Origin of the sequence: Parahaemophilus parainfluenzae, from assembly GCF_001055095.1 — a bacterium.
GTDB classification, from domain to species: domain Bacteria; phylum Pseudomonadota; class Gammaproteobacteria; order Enterobacterales; family Pasteurellaceae; genus Haemophilus_D; species Haemophilus_D parainfluenzae_Z.
Genome location: NZ_JVHG01000018.1, coordinates 34,228 through 52,357, shown reverse-complemented (window position 1 = coordinate 52,357; position 18,130 = coordinate 34,228). Strand labels below are relative to the sequence as shown.

General features: G+C 40.4%; 13 protein-coding genes and 4 tRNA genes. 7 read left to right on the top strand and 10 right to left on the bottom strand.

The window, feature by feature from the left end; genetic code table 11:
* Nucleotides 1-52: 52 nt before the first annotated feature.
* The 5 genes from tuf to ADA56_RS05390 form a co-directional block, all read right to left on the bottom strand.
* Nucleotides 53-1,237: an elongation factor Tu gene (gene tuf, locus ADA56_RS05410; protein WP_005635637.1), complete on the bottom strand. Its 1,185-nt coding sequence runs from the start codon at nucleotides 1,235-1,237 to the stop codon at nucleotides 53-55.
* 104 nt (nucleotides 1,238-1,341) lie between these two features.
* Nucleotides 1,342-1,417: transfer RNA gene (locus ADA56_RS05405), tRNA-Thr, on the bottom strand.
* 3 nt (nucleotides 1,418-1,420) lie between these two features.
* A tRNA-Gly gene (locus ADA56_RS05400) sits at nucleotides 1,421-1,495 on the bottom strand.
* 41 nt (nucleotides 1,496-1,536) lie between these two features.
* Nucleotides 1,537-1,621 (bottom strand) — tRNA-Tyr (locus ADA56_RS05395).
* Nucleotides 1,622-1,651: 30 nt separating this feature from the next.
* Nucleotides 1,652-1,727, bottom strand: a tRNA-Thr gene (locus tag ADA56_RS05390).
* Between the two features lie 215 nt (nucleotides 1,728-1,942).
* Between ADA56_RS05390 and coaA the strand changes: the two genes are divergently transcribed.
* Nucleotides 1,943-2,878, top strand: coding sequence for a type I pantothenate kinase (coaA, locus tag ADA56_RS05385; RefSeq protein WP_005695046.1), 936 nt, complete (start codon nucleotides 1,943-1,945; stop codon nucleotides 2,876-2,878).
* 39 nt (nucleotides 2,879-2,917) lie between these two features.
* Here coaA and ADA56_RS05380 read toward each other — a convergent pair whose 3' ends face one another.
* The 3 genes from ADA56_RS05380 to gyrB form a co-directional block, all read right to left on the bottom strand.
* Nucleotides 2,918-4,576, bottom strand: coding sequence for an ABC transporter ATP-binding protein (locus tag ADA56_RS05380; protein WP_049369743.1), 1,659 nt, complete (start codon nucleotides 4,574-4,576; stop codon nucleotides 2,918-2,920).
* On the bottom strand, nucleotides 4,569-6,314 hold the full coding sequence (locus tag ADA56_RS05375; protein WP_049369741.1) for an ABC transporter ATP-binding protein/permease: 1,746 nt from the start codon (nucleotides 6,312-6,314) through the stop codon (nucleotides 4,569-4,571). The genes ADA56_RS05380 and ADA56_RS05375 overlap by 8 nt, the downstream gene beginning before the upstream one ends.
* A gap of 252 nt (nucleotides 6,315-6,566) precedes the next feature.
* Entirely contained in the window at nucleotides 6,567-8,993 is a 2,427-nt protein-coding gene (gene gyrB / locus ADA56_RS05370) for a DNA topoisomerase (ATP-hydrolyzing) subunit B (protein ID WP_049369739.1), read from the bottom strand.
* A gap of 196 nt (nucleotides 8,994-9,189) precedes the next feature.
* Between gyrB and ADA56_RS05365 the strand changes: the two genes are divergently transcribed.
* A complete protein-coding gene (locus tag ADA56_RS05365; RefSeq protein WP_049369737.1) occupies nucleotides 9,190-10,545 on the top strand; it encodes an MFS transporter in 1,356 nt (451 codons plus the stop codon).
* Between the two features lie 64 nt (nucleotides 10,546-10,609).
* Here ADA56_RS05365 and ADA56_RS05360 read toward each other — a convergent pair whose 3' ends face one another.
* Complete coding sequence (locus tag ADA56_RS05360) at nucleotides 10,610-11,497, bottom strand: DUF3137 domain-containing protein (protein WP_049369735.1); 888 nt, start codon at nucleotides 11,495-11,497, stop codon at nucleotides 10,610-10,612.
* 11 nt (nucleotides 11,498-11,508) lie between these two features.
* Nucleotides 11,509-12,066 (bottom strand): LemA family protein, encoded by a 558-nt coding sequence (locus tag ADA56_RS05355; protein ID WP_232086147.1) that lies wholly within the window; start codon nucleotides 12,064-12,066, stop codon nucleotides 11,509-11,511.
* A gap of 404 nt (nucleotides 12,067-12,470) precedes the next feature.
* Between ADA56_RS05355 and hybO the strand changes: the two genes are divergently transcribed.
* From hybO to ADA56_RS05330, 5 genes are read left to right on the top strand one after another with little or no spacing between them, the layout of a single operon-like run.
* Complete coding sequence (gene hybO, locus ADA56_RS05350) at nucleotides 12,471-13,619, top strand: hydrogenase 2 small subunit (protein WP_049369733.1); 1,149 nt, start codon at nucleotides 12,471-12,473, stop codon at nucleotides 13,617-13,619.
* Between the two features lie 2 nt (nucleotides 13,620-13,621).
* Nucleotides 13,622-14,662 (top strand): hydrogenase 2 operon protein HybA, encoded by a 1,041-nt coding sequence (hybA, locus tag ADA56_RS05345; RefSeq protein WP_049369731.1) that lies wholly within the window; start codon nucleotides 13,622-13,624, stop codon nucleotides 14,660-14,662.
* Entirely contained in the window at nucleotides 14,655-15,881 is a 1,227-nt protein-coding gene (gene hybB / locus ADA56_RS05340; RefSeq protein ID WP_005695037.1) for a Ni/Fe-hydrogenase cytochrome b subunit, read from the top strand. Before hybA ends, hybB begins: the two co-directional genes overlap by 8 nt.
* Nucleotides 15,881-17,590: a hydrogenase 2 large subunit gene (gene hybC / locus ADA56_RS05335; RefSeq protein ID WP_049369729.1), complete on the top strand. Its 1,710-nt coding sequence runs from the start codon at nucleotides 15,881-15,883 to the stop codon at nucleotides 17,588-17,590. The genes hybB and hybC overlap by 1 nt, the downstream gene beginning before the upstream one ends.
* Nucleotides 17,590-18,069, top strand: coding sequence for a HyaD/HybD family hydrogenase maturation endopeptidase (locus tag ADA56_RS05330; RefSeq protein WP_049369728.1), 480 nt, complete (start codon nucleotides 17,590-17,592; stop codon nucleotides 18,067-18,069). Before hybC ends, ADA56_RS05330 begins: the two co-directional genes overlap by 1 nt.
* The last annotated feature ends 61 nt before the right edge of the window (nucleotides 18,070-18,130 follow it).

Here is an 18,130-nt window from a genome sequence, read left to right as displayed (position 1 = left end):
CGTATCTTTCGATACGCCTTCTTTATCTAACTTGTTACAGTTAATACATCAATTATTTGATGATTTTCGCAACAACGCCAGCACCTACTGTACGGCCACCTTCACGGATTGCGAAACGTAAACCTTGGTCCATCGCGATTGGGTGGATTAAGCTTACTGTCATTTTGATGTTATCACCAGGCATTACCATTTCCACGCCTTCTGGTAACTCGATTGTACCTGTTACGTCAGTTGTACGGAAATAGAACTGTGGACGGTAACCTTTGAAGAATGGAGTGTGACGACCACCTTCATCTTTTGATAATACGTAAACTTCTGATTCGAAATCAGTGTGTGGAGTGATTGAACCTGGTTTCGCTAATACTTGACCACGTTCGATTTCTTCACGTTTTGTACCACGTAATAATGCACCGATGTTTTCACCTGCACGACCTTCGTCAAGTAATTTACGGAACATTTCAACACCAGTTACTGTTGTTTTCGCTGTTGGTTTGATACCAACGATTTCAACTTCATCACCAGTACGGATGATACCACGCTCAACACGACCTGTTACTACTGTACCACGACCTGAAATTGAGAACACGTCTTCGATTGGAAGAAGGAACGGTTGGTCAATTGCACGCTCTGGTTCAGGGATATAAGTATCTAAGTGGTTTGCTAACTCAAGAATTTTTTCTTCCCATTCTGCAACGCCGTTTAATGCTTGTAATGCAGAACCACGTACGATTGGTGTATCATCACCTGGGAAATCATATTGAGAAAGAAGTTCACGAACTTCCATTTCTACTAATTCTAATAACTCTTCGTCATCTACCATGTCGCATTTGTTTAAGAATACGATGATGTAAGGTACACCTACTTGGCGACCTAATAAGATGTGCTCACGAGTTTGTGGCATAGGACCATCTGTTGCTGCTACTACTAAAATAGCACCGTCCATTTGTGCCGCACCGGTAATCATGTTTTTAACATAGTCCGCGTGTCCTGGGCAGTCAACGTGTGCGTAGTGACGAGTTGGAGTATCGTATTCAACGTGTGAGGTGTTGATGGTGATACCACGCGCTTTTTCTTCTGGCGCGTTATCGATTTGGTCGAATGCACGAGCTGCACCACCGTAGTGTTTTGCTAATACGGTTGTGATTGCTGCTGTTAAAGTTGTTTTACCGTGGTCAACGTGGCCGATTGTACCCACGTTTACGTGCGGTTTTGTACGTTCAAATTTTTCTTTAGACATTTAAAGAGTCCCTCTAAATAGACACGGTTATCGATGGGTAAATTAAACCACATTAACCAATAAGATCATTACTACTTAATAAAGGAGAGAGGAATTTTGAAGGCTGGTGCTGATAGGCGGATTTGAACCGCCGACCTCACCCTTACCAAGGGTGCGCTCTACCAACTGAGCTATATCAGCGTTTGGAGCGGGCAGCGGGAATCGAACCCGCATCATTAGCTTGGAAGGCTAAGGTAATAGCCATTATACGATGCCCGCAGTCCTAAATTCATCTGTCCCATCAGAATTCATTTAGAAAATGGTGGAGGGAGAAGGATTCGAACCTTCGAAGGCTGAGCCAACAGATTTACAGTCTGCCCCCTTTGGCCACTCGGGAACCCCTCCACACTAAATGAATACTTGTTTACTAAAGGATGGTGCCGACTACCGGAATCGAACTGGTGACCTACTGATTACAAGTCAGTTGCTCTACCTACTGAGCTAAGTCGGCGTGTTGTAAGCAAGTGAGGCGTATTATATGGAAAATTTTATGCCTGACAAGTTTTTTTTATGAAAAATACGTTTTTTTTAACTATTCGTCTAATTTACAAGCAAAAAGCCACATTCTTGCTTTAAATCTCACCAGTTTTAATAAAAAACAATGATCACAACTCATTTATAGGGTATATTTTGTCCAATTTTTTTTCACTCTAAACATAAAACACCGTGGAAATCACCGAACAACTCACGCCCTTTCTGAACTTTAGTCGTCAACAATGGGCTGAATTAAGAAAATCTGTTCCGCTAAAATTAACGGAGCAAGATCTCAAACCGCTTTTAGGTTTTAATGAAGAGCTTTCTCTTGATGAAGTAAGCACAATTTACCTGCCACTTGCACGTCTTATTAACTATTACATTGACGAAAACCTTCGCCGCCAAACCGTTTTGAATCGTTTTCTTGGCGGACAAAGCCCTAAAGTCCCTTATATCATTAGTATCGCGGGTAGTGTTGCTGTTGGGAAAAGTACATCGGCACGTATTTTGCAATCGCTACTAACTCATTGGCCTACTGAACGAAAAGTCGATTTAATCACTACAGATGGTTTCCTGTATCCATTAGAAAAACTGAAAAAAGATGATTTGCTACAGAAAAAAGGTTTCCCTATTTCTTATGATACGGCCAAATTAATTCGTTTTTTAGCTGATATCAAATCAGGCAAGCCATCGGTAAAGTCGCCTATTTATTCTCATCTAACTTACGATATCGTTCCTGATAAATTTGATATTGTCGATCAACCGGATATTTTAATTTTAGAAGGGTTAAATGTTCTCCAAACAGGTTCAAATAAAGCAAATCAAACCTTCGTGTCTGATTTTGTGGATTTCTCTATTTATGTTGATGCAGACGAGAACTTGCTCAAAGAATGGTACATCAAGCGATTTTTAAAATTCCGTCAAAGTGCTTTCACCAATCCGGATTCCTATTTTAAACATTATGCCAATCTCTCTGAGCAGGAAGCCATTGAAACTGCTAGCAACATTTGGGATAACATTAATGGATTGAATTTAAAACAAAACATTCTGCCGACTCGTGAGCGCGCTAATCTGATTCTTAGAAAAGGTGAAAATCACGAAGTTGAGTTAGTGAAATTAAGAAAATAAAAAAGAGCGGTCAATTTGACCGCTCTTTTTCTCACTACCTTACGACATTCTTCCATTCTCAATGCCAATCACCTGATCACAAATCGCCATGGTAGATTGGCGATGACTCACGAGAATAATCAATTTTTCTACTTTCACGTTCAACAATGATTTCAAAATCATCGCTTCGTTTAAGCTATCCAAATTACTGGTCGGTTCATCAAGTAAAATAATCGGTGCATTATGTAAGAATGCACGGGCAATACCGATACGTTGTTTTTCACCATCAGACAGGTTGCCGCCCAATTCCGTCATTTTCGTTTGATAACCTTCTGGCAAGCTTAAAATGAAATCATGAATTGAGGCTTTCTTCGCAGCTTCCATAATTTCTTCTAACGTTGCATCACGGCGCGCAAGGCGAATATTTTCCTCAATGGTTTCGTTGAAAATATAGGTTTGCTGAGTAATGTATGCCATATTGTCACGCAAACTACGGGTGTTGATATTCGGTAAAGTTTCGCCGTTAATTTTAATGCTACCCGATTTAGGATCGTAAAAACGCATCAGCAGTTTTAGCAAGGTACTTTTACCGCTACCACTTCTGCCGTGAATACCTAAAATTTCACCTTTTTTCACAGATAAGCTGACATCCGATAAAATTTGTTCTTCACCATAAGCAAAACTTACGTTCTCAACATCAATGCGAGAAACCTCTTTCAAATCGACCGCACTTTCTACGTCTTTTAATTCAGGTTCTTCTGCTAGCAAGCTCAATACGCGCTCACCCGAAGCCAAGGTTTGTAATAAGTTGCTTGAAAGGTTACTTAACGCAATAACCGGGCCATAGCTCGACATCAATAAAATCACGCCAATTAAAAAGGCTGAAAAATCAATCTTGTCTAGGCTAAATAAAATTAAGCCAGTGAATAGCATAATAATGTTAAACGCCGATACCGCTACTTCTGTGTAAACGCGCACTTTGGCTTCTTGGGCTTTAATACGTTCAAAGGCTGTATCAATTTTTTGGCTACGTAGTTGAATTTCATCTAAGCGCTGTTTCGCATAGCCGAAAAGTTGGATTTCTTTCATGCCACGCACACTGTCGAGGAAGAAATCATTCATTTCGCCCACTAATTCACGATAGCGTCTGCCCTCTTCACGTGCCAATTTGGTGGTGATAATCGGTAAAATCACACCCACTGTTAAGTAAGCGGCTAATGCTACAAGTACAAACCAGCCTGAAAGATGCCCAAAAACCAACAATAAAATCGCAGAAGTAAAAAATGCGATCATAATTGGAGCAATGGTGTGCGCATAGAACACTTCGAGCAATTCGATATCATTAGTCACCAAGGACACTAATTGCCCCGCTTGTTTGTCTTGCAACTTCACAAAAGCTAAGCGGCGCAAAGAGGAAAACACTTTATCACGCAATAAGGCCAACAATTTAAAAGCAATATAGTGTCCTGACATTTGCTCTAAATAACGCAACGCGCCACGAGCCACCGCTAACACGATAAGTGCGGTCAAAATGCCAGAAAAACTTAAATGGGTGTCAAAGTTTAATAAATTCACTAACCCCATCGCTCCAAGTACCATAATAAAGATGGCAGCCAAGAAACCAAGCGTTCCCATGGTAATAGTAAACGCCATGATATGTGCCAGTGGGGTCACTAATTTCAACAAATGCCCCATTACAACAAAACCATTTTTACGCATTTGCCACCTCTCTAATTTGTTCTAAATCTTTTTGTTGTTGGAACATTTCAGCATACGCACCTTGTTTTGCCATGAGGTCTTTATGTGTGCCTTGCTCAATCAATTTGCCTTGTTCAAGCACATTAATACAGTCAGCATTTACGGCATTCGCCAATCGGTGGGAAATCATCACAATAGTTTTTTGTTGTTTAAATTGCTGAATGAACTGCAAAATAATTTCTTCGCTTTCCACATCAATGTTACTGGTCGCTTCATCAAAAATATAAAGCTCGGCATTGTGTAACAAAGCACGCGCTAACGCTAAACGTTGGATTTGACCACCAGATAAATTTGCGCAACGACTTAATAACGGCATATCTAATCCACCATTATCTCGAACGAATTGCGCCAGATTGACTTGTTCTAAACAGGCATAGATTTGCTCATCTGTGGCATCAATTTTTGCCATGGTCATATTTTCACGTAGCGAGCCTTTAAACACATAACTACTATGGCTCACCAAAGAGACTTTTTCATAAAACGAATGGCGGTCAATAGATTGAATTTCTTGGCCGTTGAATAGAATTTTGCCTTGTTGCGCTTTATTAAAGCCCATTAGCAATGAAACCAAGGTAGATTTACCACAACCACTTCTACCCACAAAGACCGTAAGCTGATTTGGTAAGATGCTTAAATCTAAGCCTGTAATTGCTGGTTTCTCTTTACTGTAAGCAAAATGCAGATCTTGAATATCTACCTGAATGGCATTTTTCGCTGCAAAATCGACCGCTTGCGTTTGGGTTTCCACGGGCCTATCTAACAATGTGAAAATCTTATCTGAAGCCGCTTTACCATTCATCGCCACATGGAAGAAAGACCCCAATAAACGAAGTGGAATAAAGAATTCAGAAGAAAGCAGAATAAATAAAATGACACCTAATACGGTTAATTGATCGGCTTGAAATTGCAACAAAGCCGTTAACATCCCGATTGCCGCACCACCGTAAGCAAGTAAATCCATCAGCGATACCGAGTTAAGCTGCATGGTCAGTACTTTCATAGTGATTTTGCGGAAATGTTCCGCTTCTTCATCCATTGCTTTCGCTTTATAAGCATCATCTTGATAGATTTTTAGCGTGATTAAACCTTGTAGGTTATCTAAGAAACTGCTCCCTAACCCCACATAAATGGACCAATATTTTGCCAAGAGTTTTTTCGCAATTTTATTCACTGCAATGATCGACATCGGAATCAGTGGCACACAAATCAGCAAAATTACGGCTGTTTTAAAGCTGAAAAAAATCAGAAAAGCGAAGAGTGTGAGCGGTGCAAGCAAGCTATAAAAAAGCTGAGGCAAATAACGTCCGAAATAAATTTCAAGTTGTTCTACGCCTTCTGAAGCCACTTGAATGATACTTGACGTGGATTGTTGATTCACTTGGTTAAGCGGCATGGAAGCCAATTTACGATAGATGAGACTACGCAGCTCATGTTTGACTTTTGTACTGGCAAAATAAGAAGCCTGCACCGATTTTTTGCCTGCAAAGGCACGCAACGCTAAAGCGGCGACCAAAATGATGCCCAAAATGACCGCACTTATCGGGCTCAATTCATTAAAATAAGCCGCCTGTAAAATATAAGAAAACACGACGGCACTAATAATCCCGCCAATTAACGCCCCCCAATTCCATAACACCGTGATGCCAATCCACTTTTTACTGTCAGCCACCGTGTTAATTAGGCGTTTATCTATCATCATAATGATTGCTCCTAAAACAAAAAAGAAGTACGCACATTACTATGCGTACTTTGCTACCAATCTAACAACCAAAAAACGAGTCTATTTCGTATTATTGTCTTTAAGCGATATAAGTCGCAAAAATTATAGTCAAGAATATAAACAAATAATAGATCTAATTGAAAATTATTTTTATTTATATATTAGGTAAAAAAATACCGCACTCAGTTTCCCAGAGTGCAGTCATTTTTAGTGATATTTTTGAGTGTTAGACTAAACGTCTAGATTTGCTCTCAAGGCATTCATTTCGATGAATTCACGGCGAGGCTCAACTTCATCACCCATTAATGTGGTGAAGAGTTGGTCTGCAGCAACAGCATCTTTAATTGATACTTTTAACATACGGCGAGCATTTGGATCCATCGTAGTTTCCCAAAGTTGCTCAGCATTCATTTCGCCTAACCCTTTATAACGTTGGATTTCTAAGCCGCGACGTGATTCTTTCATCAACCATTCAACGGCTTGTTCAAATGATTGAACGGGTTGAGTTTTTTCACCACGAGTAACGTAAGCGCCCTCTTCTAGCAAGCCATTCACTTGCTGACCGAATGCGGTAATCTTTGCAAATTCATTGCCCGTTACAAAATCAAAGTTGATGAAGTAATCGGTATCAATACCATGTTTACGAACGGTAATGACGGCTTCATATACTTGGCGTTCACTGTTAAATTGCGTTCTTGCCGAATATAAATGTGCTTCCGTTTCTTTTGCGGTTAAGTACGCAACAAAAGAATTCGCCCAATTTTCGACCGCACTTTCATTACGCATTAAATCAACGGTTAATTGTGGTTGATAAACCAAACCTTGCAATAATGGCTCTGGATAATAACGACTTAAGCGAGTAATTAATTTCTGAACATTGTTATATTCACTCACTAATTTCTCAAACACTAAATCATTCATTGCGGGTGCATTAGCACTGATATGCAACGCGGCACCATCTAACGCAAGCATTAATTCATATTGCACCATTTCGTCGTTATCTTTGATGTAGCGCTCTTGTTTACCTTTTTTCACTTTATAAAGTGGTGGCTGAGCAATATACACGTAACCACGCTCAATTAATTCCGGCATTTGACGATAGAAGAAGGTCAACAATAAAGTGCGAATGTGTGAACCGTCCACGTCCGCATCAGTCATGATAATGATGTGATGATAACGTAATTTATCTGGATTATATTCATCGCGACCAATACCACAGCCTAGCGCCGTAATTAATGTACCCACTTCTTGAGAAGAAAGCATTTTGTCAAAACGTGCTTTTTCAACGTTAAGAATCTTCCCTTTTAGCGGTAAAATCGCTTGGGTTTTACGATCACGACCTGATTTTGCAGAACCACCCGCAGAATCCCCCTCCACGAGGTAAAGCTCTGAAAGAGCTGGGTCTTTTTCTTGGCAGTCTGCTAATTTACCCGGAAGGCCAGCAATATCTAATGCGCCTTTACGACGGGTCATTTCGCGTGCTTTACGAGCCGCTTCACGTGCACGTGCAGCCGTAATAATTTGATTTACAATGATTTTTGCATCAGCTGGATTTTCTAATAGATATTCCTGCATGCGCTCATTCATGGCAGATTCAACCGCACTTTTCACTTCAGAAGACACTAATTTGTCTTTTGTTTGTGAAGAGAATTTAGGATCTGGCACTTTCACCGAAATAATTGCCACCAAACCTTCACGCGCATCGTCACCTGAAGTGCTCACTTTCTCTTTTTTCAGTAACCCTTCGCTTTCCATGTAGTTATTTAAGCTACGGGTTAATGCGCCACGGAAACCGGCTAAGTGAGTACCACCATCACGTTGTGGAATGTTGTTGGTAAAGCAATAAACGTTTTCGTTTACGCCATCATTCCATTGCAATGCGACTTCCACGCCAATGCCGTCTTTTTCAGCTGAAAAATAGAATGGTTTTGGATGAATTGGATTTTTATTTTTATTTAAATATTCAACGAATGCCTGAATACCACCTTCATAATGGAAGTGATCTTCCGTACCATCACGCTTGTCGATTAAACGAATGGATACGCCAGAATTTAAGAATGAAAGCTCACGTAAGCGTTTTGCTAAAATTTTGTAATCGAAAGTTGTAATTGCAAAAATTTCTGGACTTGGCCAAAAACGCACGGTTGTACCCGTTGCTTGAGTTTCACCAATAACGGTTAAAGGTCCTTGAGGCTCACCCAAGTGATAGAATTGCTCATACACATGACCTTGACGACGAATGGTTAATTGCAATTTATCAGAAAGTGCATTTACTACCGAAACACCCACGCCATGTAAACCACCTGATACTTTATAGGAGTTATCATCGAATTTACCGCCTGCGTGAAGTACCGTCATGATTACTTCTGCTGCAGAAACACCTTCTTCTGGGTGAATATCCACTGGAATACCACGACCGTCATCTTGTACGGAAACAGAATTATCATCATGAATAGTGACGATAATATCGGAACAATAGCCGGCAAGCGCTTCATCGATCGCGTTATCCACTACCTCAAACACCATATGGTGTAGGCCTGTTCCATCATCGGTATCCCCAATATACATGCCCGGACGTTTCCGAACCGCATCAAGCCCTTTTAAGACTTTAATACTTGATGCACCATAAGCATTTTCTGTAACCGGTGTTTCTGACATAGTTTTTCTCTATTTTGTAATGAAAATTGTGCGGAATTATAGCAAAAAACTGACTATTTTGCGAAATAAAAGTGCGGTCAAAATTTTTGTTATTTTTTATTTACTATTTGACATCTCTATTTTTCCCCTTATATTGACCACCTCATTTTTTGTATAGAAATGAGTTTTGTTGTATTAAAAATTTAAGGATCATTAAATGATTTCATTCCTAAAATCTAATCCAGGTACGCCTGTTCCTGATGCGGAAATTAGAGAACGTTATAATCGCTTAAGATGGCATGCATTATTTGGCATCTTTATCGGTTATGCGGCATTCTATATTTTACGTAATAACTTCCTTCTTTCTTCTCCTGAATTAATTAGCGATTTTGGTTTCACCAAAAAAGATATCGGTTTTATTTCCGGTACCATGTTAATTATTTATGGTTTAAGTAAAGGTTTCATGTCTGCAATCGCAGATAAATCAAATCCGAAACACTTTATGATTTTCGGCTTAATGATGTCGGCAGCGGTAAACTTAATGATGGGCTTTAGCGCATCATTCTGGGCGTTCTTATTCCTTTGTGTACTTAATGGTATCTTCCAAGGGATGGGGGCAGGTCCAGCTTATATCGTATTAGCAAGCTGGTTCCCACGTAAATCTCGTGGTGTAACAACCGCTATCTTCAATATCTCTCACAACGTAGGTGGTGGTTTAGTCGCACCAATTGCAGGTGCAAGTATCGCTTGGTTAGGTCAAGAGCATTGGCAAGCTGCACACTTTGTTGTGCCTGTAGCAATTGCTACTATCGTTGCGATTATTTTCTATATCTTCGGTGCTGGTCGTACTTACAACGAAGGTTTACCACCAGTTGGTAAAATTCTTGAAAATGAGAATGAAGAGTTAGTTGTCACAAAAGAAGAAAACGTCAACTTAACCACATGGGAAATCTTCCGTGATTACATTATGAAAGATATTAATGTATGGTTTGTTTCTTTCATTGACGTATTCACTTACATGATCCGTTTTGGTGTATTAACCTGGCTACCACTTTATTTGTTAGAAACTAAAGGTTTCACTAAAGCTCAAATGGGGACAGCATTTGCTATCTTTGAATGGGCAGCCATTCCTTCTACGCTATTAGCTGGTTGGTTAACTGATACTTATTTCAAAGGTCGCCGTATGCCACTGGCCATCATCACCTTATTCGGTGTGGGTGCAGCAATGTTCGTTTACTGGGGCGGTAGTGACTTAATAACTGTAACCATCGGTGCAGGTATTATTGGATGCTTAATTTATGTGCCAATGTTCTTATCTTCACTTCAAACTATCGAGCTAGTTCCTTCTTTCGCAGCAGGTTCAGCAACGGGTTTACGTGGTTTATTAAGTTACATTTTAGGTAGTTTCTCTGGTACTGCATTATTTGGTATTTTGGCTGATAAATTCGGTTGGGATGCAGGTTTCTACCTATTATTATTCGCTGTAGCAGGCTGTATTTTCTGTTGCTATATGACACATTTAGGTGTGTTACGTTTAGAGCGTAAAAAAGCACAAGCAGCAAACAACGCATAAAAACTCATAAGATAAAAAAAGACGAGTTTATTATTTAAACTCGTCTTTTTTATTACATTAACACTTATTTCCAAATATGGTTATTTAACCCGAGTTCTTTCACCATATCTGTAAAGCCTTTGATACTAGAAATATAATCACGAATCGTATTGTCTTCTAACAATGACTTTTCAAAGGACGGTTCAAAACTATTCTTTCCTAAATTAAGTGCAATAATCACTTCTCGGTTACGAAGTACCATCGAAATAGGGCAATTAAATTTCTCTTTCAGTCCACAAAAACGTTCCATTAACTTAGGCGCTAAAGCATATCTGGCTAAGATTTGATCTTCAGTAAACACATCAAAATAGCGATTAAAAGACGGATTATCCATCAATGCAATTTCACCTTCTTTTCTTAAACCTGCTTCTTTCTTATCACAAACATAAACCCAATGGGCCAGTTCTTTAGGAAAAGTGGCTTTAAATAAAATGCCTTGAAAATTCTGAGCACCTAATGCCTTAACCGATTTCTCTTTCAACGACATGTTAAATGCTGAAAAATCACAGATTTCAACTTCAGTTTGGTTAAACTCACCAAAAATTAAATCCTCACTACGGAATGTTGCGGGACCACTATCATAAACGGAGAGGAAATCACTAATATTCAGTCCTCTATCTGCGCTAAAGTGGAAACCAAATTCCTGGACAATCGTATTAATCACGCGCGTTTTAAATTCTGCAATAAAACGCTTATATTTAAAAAATAAATGACGAAAAGAATAAATGAGCACACCAAGGATCAATGCAGTACTTAATAGATACCCGTTCCCTATCGTTCCGATGAGGAAAAATAATCCAACGCATAGCATAATTATCCATTTATTGATGAGTGATTTTATGGCTAAACGTTCCTCATCTAATTTTTCCAATCCAAGAAAACGAATCCCTTCAATCTCTTTTGGTGTATTCATTGTTTTTCCACTTATTGTTTAAATAAATTACCCACATTAGGGACTTCCGCTTCATTCTGAGGAATATCGAAAAATGTTCCTTTCTGGAAATTAAACAAGTTTGCAATTAAATTTGACGGGAACATTTCCACCGCATTGTTATACTCTTCAACTGCTGAATTATAAGTACGTCTTGCTGCAGAAATTTGCTCTTCCACATCACTAAGTGTGGTCTGAATTTGCAAAAGATTTTGATTGGCTTTGAGATCCGGATAATTTTCTAGACGAACCTGTAAATTACGCAATAAACCCGAAATCTCATTATTGAGTTGGAATTTCTCACTTGTAGAATGGGCTGATTTAGCACTTTCACGTAACGTCACAATACGCTCAAGCAGGCTACGCTCATGCGACATATATTCCTTAGCGGTGGCGACAAGGTTTGGCAATAAATCATAACGACGTTTCAACTGAACATCCACACTGGCTTCAACACTACTCACCTGATTACGTTTTCTAATCAGTTTGTTATACATTGAAATAGTGAAAGCTAAACCGAGAAGGACAATACCCACAACTATATTCATCATTATTTCTCCATAGAAAATTTTCCCTATTCAGTATAGGGAAAAGCACAATAAAATCTATTTGCTTAGACAATATTTTGTTGATAAAAATCAATAAAACCAAGAATTTAGTTTTATCCACTTCCCCCATTCATATCACCCAGAAGTGCGGTCAATATTCATGAAGCTTTTCATAGCCCAAATCCTTACTTTATTATTATGATTTAGTGTACAAAAAATGGACTCCAAGTGAATGCGGCGCCAATAAATAACAATCATTCTCAATAACAAAGTAAAAACAATCACTTACCCACTTATTTTGTAAGGAAAATAAGGGTATTTTTGATTACGATCAAATAAATTTCCCGCATCAAGGCATATCATAGCTAGATTAACCATACAAGTAACGTGCCAATTGGAGTGATTATATGCAACGAAGTGATGGATTATTTTCTGCTTTAGCAGAAGTTTCCCGTCGGGATTTTATGAAGTTATGTACCGCACTTGCGGCGACTATGGGGTTAAGTTCAAAAGCGGGTGCAGAAATGACCACTGCTTTAACTGAACCTAAACGCCCACCAGTATTATGGATTGGTGCGCAAGAATGTACGGGTTGTACTGAATCCTTGCTACGTGCGACCCACCCAACAGTAGAAAACTTGGTATTGGAAATGATTTCCTTAGAATACCACGAAACTCTTTCTGCAGCCTTTGGGGAACAAGCTGAAGATAATAAACACAATGCAATTAAACAGTATTATGGAAAATATGTTTTAGTCGTAGATGGATCTATTCCGGTGAAAGACGGCGGCGTCTATTGTATGGTAGCAGGTAAACCGATTGTAGAACACATTCAAGAAGCCGCTAAAGGGGCTGCCGCGATTATTGCGATCGGTTCTTGTGCGGCATGGGGTGGCGTACCTTCTAGCGGTGGTAACCCAACTGGCGCAAGCAGCTTATCTGAAGTCTTACCAAAAGGTACACCAGTGATTAATATTCCTGGCTGTCCACCCAATCCACACAACTTCCTTGCAACTGTCGCTTATATTCTTACTTATAAGAAACTACCCGCAATGGACAAATTAAATCGTCCATTATTCGCTTACGATCGCTTAATTCATGAAAACTGCTATCGTCGCCCGCACTTTGATGCAGGTCGCTTCGCTAAAGAATACGGCGATTATGGTCACCGAAATGGTTGGTGTTTGTATCATCTTGGTTGTAAAGGGCCAGAAACTTACGGCAACTGCTCTACTTTAGAATTCTGTGATGTCGGCGGTAATAACTGGCCGGTTGGTATCGGGCATCCTTGCTATGGTTGTAACGAAAAAGGTGTGGGCTTTACCAAAGGTATTTTCCAATTAGCGGGCGTAGAAAACCCAACACCACGCGTTGAAAAACCTGATGTCAACAATACCGAAGGTTCAGGTGCAACTATGACCGCTATTGGTTTATTAGGTGGTGCAGCAGCAATCCTAGCCGGCGTGAGTGTTGTGACCTTACGCGAATTAAGCGCTCAACATAAAGCTCGTTCTGAAGCTAAAGCTGCAGAGAAAGAAGAACATGCAGGTAAATAATAATGGATAGACGAAAATTTCTAAAAGCGGGTATGCTTGGCGGAATCGCATCTACTTTGCCTGTGTCAAATGTGCAGGCATCAGAAGCGGTTGAGCCTATTCCCGGCGCACTAGGAATGCTTTACGACTCTACCCTTTGTGTAGGTTGTCAAGCATGCGTAGCTGAATGTCAAAACGTGAACCACACACCCGTGAATCCAAAAGGTGATCAAACTTGGTCAAATAACGACAAACTCACCCCATTTACTCGTAACGTGATTCAAGTATGGAGTGATGGTGACGGCACAAATAAAGACAAAACAGAAAACGGCTATGCTTACGTGAAAAAACAATGTATGCATTGCGTTGACCCAAACTGTGTTGCGGTTTGCCCAGTTCAAGCCCTTACCAAAGATCCAAAAACCGGTATCGTAAAATATGACCCAGATATTTGTACCGGTTGCCGTTATTGCATGGTTGGCTGTCCGTTTGATGTACCAAAATACGACTATGACAATCCATTCGGTGAAATCAGCAAATGTGAACTCTGTAACCAAAAAGGTGTTGAACGTTTAGATAAAGGCGAATTACCTGGTTGCTGTCATGTTTGTCCAACTGGCGCCATTATTTTTGGTACACGTGAAGAATTATTGGCTGAAGCTAAACGTCGTTTAAGCTTATTACGTGGTACTGAATATGATTACCCACGTCAACACGTCAATAGTACAGATAAATACCGTGCTACCGTACCGGCATATCAATATCACATCTACGGTGAAAAAGAAGGTGGTGGTACACAGGTGCTCGCCTTAAGTGGTGTACCTTTTGCTAATCTTGGTTTACCAGACTTAGATGAAGTCGCGACAGGTTCTCGTGCGGCGCATTTACAACATTTCTTGTATCGCGGTTTAGCCTTACCGTTAGTGGCACTTGCCGGTTTAACCTTTATGACTTACAAAAATATGCATGGCGATAAAATCGCTGAGCGTATAGCAGCACAAAAAGAAGCCATGCGTCAGGCACGCAAGGAAATGGAAGAAGCGGAGGATGAGCATCATGAGTAATCCACGTCCGGTAGGCGGTCGCCTTGTTTCTGCCGCAATTCTCTTTTTTGCACCACTTGCCGTGCTTTGCGTTTTATTAATTTTAAAACGTTTAGTGTTTGGTATCGGTTCTGTAACCGCACTTAACGGCGGTTATCCTTGGGGTTTATGGATTGCCTTTGACTTACTTGTCGGTACAGGATTTGCCTGTGGTGGTTGGGCTCTCGCTTGGACCGTGTATATTTTCAATAAAGGGAAATATCACGCTCTTGTTCGCCCAGCATTGCTTGCAAGTTTATTCGGCTATTCCCTTGGTGGTTTATCTATCACCATTGATATGGGACGTTATTGGCATTTGCCATATTTCTACATTCCAGGTCAGTTCAACACGAATTCCGTTCTATTTGAAACGGCATTTTGTATGACGGTGTATATCATCGTGGTGACCCTAGAATTCGCCCCTGTATGGCTTGGTTTCTTCGGCTTGAAAAAATGGTTTAATAAACTGAATAAAATCATGTTTTTCATTATTGCCTTGGGTGCCTTGTTACCAATGATGCACCAATCTTCAATGGGTTCCTTGATGATTGTAGCTGGTCACAAAGTCCATCCGGTATGGCAAAGCTATGAAGCGCTACCAATTCTCTCCTTGCTGACAGCTTTCATTATGGGTTTCTCTATTGTGATTTTCGAGGGTTCTTTAGTTAAAGCGGGTCTTGCAGGAAAAACACCAGATGAACGTCATTTATTTACTCAATTGGCACGCGTTACCGCAGGATTAATTTTCTGTTTCTTAGCGGTGCGTTTTGGTGAGTTGATTTATCACGACAAACTGCAAATGGTTGTAGGTTTCGATAAATTAACTAAATTTGAAGCATGGATGTTCTGGATGGAAGTCTGGTTGATGGTATTACCATTACTAACCCTCTTCCTCGGGGAGAAAAAATCAGATTCCCGTTGGTTATTTATTTCGGCATTAAGCATGTTACTCGGTGCAGCATTATGGCGTATGAACTATTCGCTTATCATGTATAATCCGGGCAACGGCTATCAATATTTCCCATCTGCGGAAGAATTGCTTATTTCAATCGGTTTCGTTTCTATTGAAGTATGTGCCTATATTTTAATCATTCGTTTATTCCCTGTATTACCGGTATTTAAAGAAAAACATACCGAAGACTCAGAAAAAATTATTGCCGAAAAAGCGGCATTCAGCAAAAAAGTTAGCGGAGCAGAATAATGTCAGAAAAAAAACGTATCTCAATTGACCCAATTACCCGTATTGAGGGTCATTTACGTATTGATTGCGAAATTGAAAACGGCGTCGTCACCAATGCCTGGTCATCTGGTACCATGTGGCGCGGTATGGAAAATATCGTAAAAGGTGCAGACCCTCGTGATGCATGGATGATTATGCAACGTATCTGTGGCGTATGTACCACAGTACACGCGATTATCAGCGTACGTGCCGTAGAAGATGCTATTGGTGCTAAAGTTCCCGTCAATGCACAGTACATTCGTAACATGATTCTTGCTGCACACAGTATTCACGACCATATCGTGCATTTCTATCAACTCTCCGCGATGGACTGGGTGGATATCACCGCTGCGCTAAAAGCTGATCCTGAAAAAGCAGCAGACATGCTAAAAGGTGTCTCTACATGGTCATTAAACAGTGCTAACGAATTCCGCAACGTACAGAAAAAAATCCAAGCATTAGTGGATAGCGGACAACTTGGTATTTTCGCTAACGGTTACTTCGGTCATGCTGCAATGAAACTTCCACCAGAAGTCAACCTCATTGCCGTCGCGCACTATTTGCAAGCGCTTGAATGTCAACGTGATGCTAACCGTGTAGTCGCATTACTCGGTAGTAAGACACCACACATTCAAAACTTGGCGATTGGTGGTGTAGCAAACCCAATTAACTTAGATTCCCAAGCGGTACTAAACCAAGAACGTCTCATGTTCGTGAAAGCTTGTATCGATCGCTTAACTGACTTCATTAACCAAGTGTATAAAGTAGATGCGGCAGTATTTGCGGCTTACTATCCTGAATGGTTAAGCCTTGGTAAAACATCAGGCAACTACTTATCTGTACCTGAATATCCAATTGATGCAGATAACTCTAAATTCATGTTAAAAGGTGGTTATATCGAAAACGGTGATTTATCGACTTTCCGCCCAATTGATCAACAAAAAGATGAGTTCGTTGTAAAAGGCATTAAAGAAAGTGGTAAACACGCTTGGTACGAAGATGATGAGCCATTAGAACCTTGGGCTGGCTTAACTCGTCCGAAATATACCGGTTGGCAAGATGATGGTAAATACTCTTGGGTAAAAGCACCAACCTTCTACGGTAAAGTTGTCGAAGTGGGTCCTCTCGCCTATTTAATGTGTGGTTTGGCTGCGAATGACACGCCAACTGTCAACCACTTCAATGAATTAAAAGGCATTTATGAAAAATTGACTGGCAACACGTTAACCACCGATCAATTACATTCTACCCTTGGACGTATTATCGGTCGTACCGTGCATTGCTGTGCGATCAACGACATTTTAAGCGCTCAATGGCAAATGCTCATTGATAATATCGCTAAAGGTGATATGACGGCGTATATCAAAACAGATATTCCAGCAAGCGGTGAATTCCGTGGTGTTGGTTTCGGTGAAGTACCACGTGGTATGCTTTCTCACTGGGTTGTCATCAAAGACGGTCGCATTGAAAACTACCAAGCAGTTGTACCATCTACATGGAATGCGGGTCCGCGTAATGAACAAGACCAAATGGGCCCTTATGAACTTTCCATTATTGGTACACCGGTGGCAGATCCGACTAAACCATTGGAAGTGGTCAGAACCATTCACTCTTTCGACCCTTGTATGTCCTGTGCCGTGCATGTCGTTAATACCGAAAACGGCGAAGTGACTGAAGTGAAGGTGTTGTAATGAAGCCGTTAATTCTTGGTGTCGGCAATATTTTGTTAAGCGATGAAGGTGTCGGTGTGCGCGTGGTGCAGGAGCTTGAAAAACGCCCTGAAATTCAACCGCACTTTGACGTCATCGATGGTGGTACTTGTGGCATGGAATTACTGGATGCAATGGCAAATCGCGAGTATTTGATTATTGTCGATGCCGTGCTTGCTAATAAACAGCCAGGTGAGATTGTCGTGTTACATGACGAGCAAGTGCCCACCTTTTTCTCTCGCAAAATTTCGCCACACCAACTCGGCATCTGTGATGTACTTTCTGCAATGAAATTAACGGACGAATTTCCAAAACACCTTTGTCTTATCGGCATCCAACCAGAGTCGCTAGAGTCTGGAATTGGTTTAACGGAAACAATACAAAACGTGTTGCCAAAGGTTTTTGAAACGTTAAATCAAGTCATTAGGGAATACGGCTTAAATCTAGATACCCCTCTTTAGAAAAGAGGGGCAGGGGGAGATTTGACTTAATTAATCGAGACTATTGTTAAATCTCCCCTAA

Coding starts and splice junctions, on each gene's coding strand:
- ADA56_RS05360 (WP_049369735.1), bottom strand. CDS start 11,497: ATGAATACACCAAAAGAGATTGAAGGGATTCGTTTTCTTGGATTGGAA.
- hybO (WP_049369733.1), top strand. CDS start 12,471: ATGCAACGAAGTGATGGATTATTTTCTGCTTTAGCAGAAGTTTCCCGT.
- ADA56_RS05375 (WP_049369741.1), bottom strand. CDS start 6,314: ATGATGATAGATAAACGCCTAATTAACACGGTGGCTGACAGTAAAAAG.
- ADA56_RS05330 (WP_049369728.1), top strand. CDS start 17,590: ATGAAGCCGTTAATTCTTGGTGTCGGCAATATTTTGTTAAGCGATGAA.
- hybA (WP_049369731.1), top strand. CDS start 13,622: ATGGATAGACGAAAATTTCTAAAAGCGGGTATGCTTGGCGGAATCGCA.
- gyrB (WP_049369739.1), bottom strand. CDS start 8,993: ATGTCAGAAACACCGGTTACAGAAAATGCTTATGGTGCATCAAGTATT.
- ADA56_RS05380 (WP_049369743.1), bottom strand. CDS start 4,576: ATGCGTAAAAATGGTTTTGTTGTAATGGGGCATTTGTTGAAATTAGTG.
- hybC (WP_049369729.1), top strand. CDS start 15,881: ATGTCAGAAAAAAAACGTATCTCAATTGACCCAATTACCCGTATTGAG.
- hybB (WP_005695037.1), top strand. CDS start 14,655: ATGAGTAATCCACGTCCGGTAGGCGGTCGCCTTGTTTCTGCCGCAATT.
- ADA56_RS05365 (WP_049369737.1), top strand. CDS start 9,190: ATGATTTCATTCCTAAAATCTAATCCAGGTACGCCTGTTCCTGATGCG.
- tuf (WP_005635637.1), bottom strand. CDS start 1,237: ATGTCTAAAGAAAAATTTGAACGTACAAAACCGCACGTAAACGTGGGT.
- ADA56_RS05355 (WP_232086147.1), bottom strand. CDS start 12,066: ATGATGAATATAGTTGTGGGTATTGTCCTTCTCGGTTTAGCTTTCACT.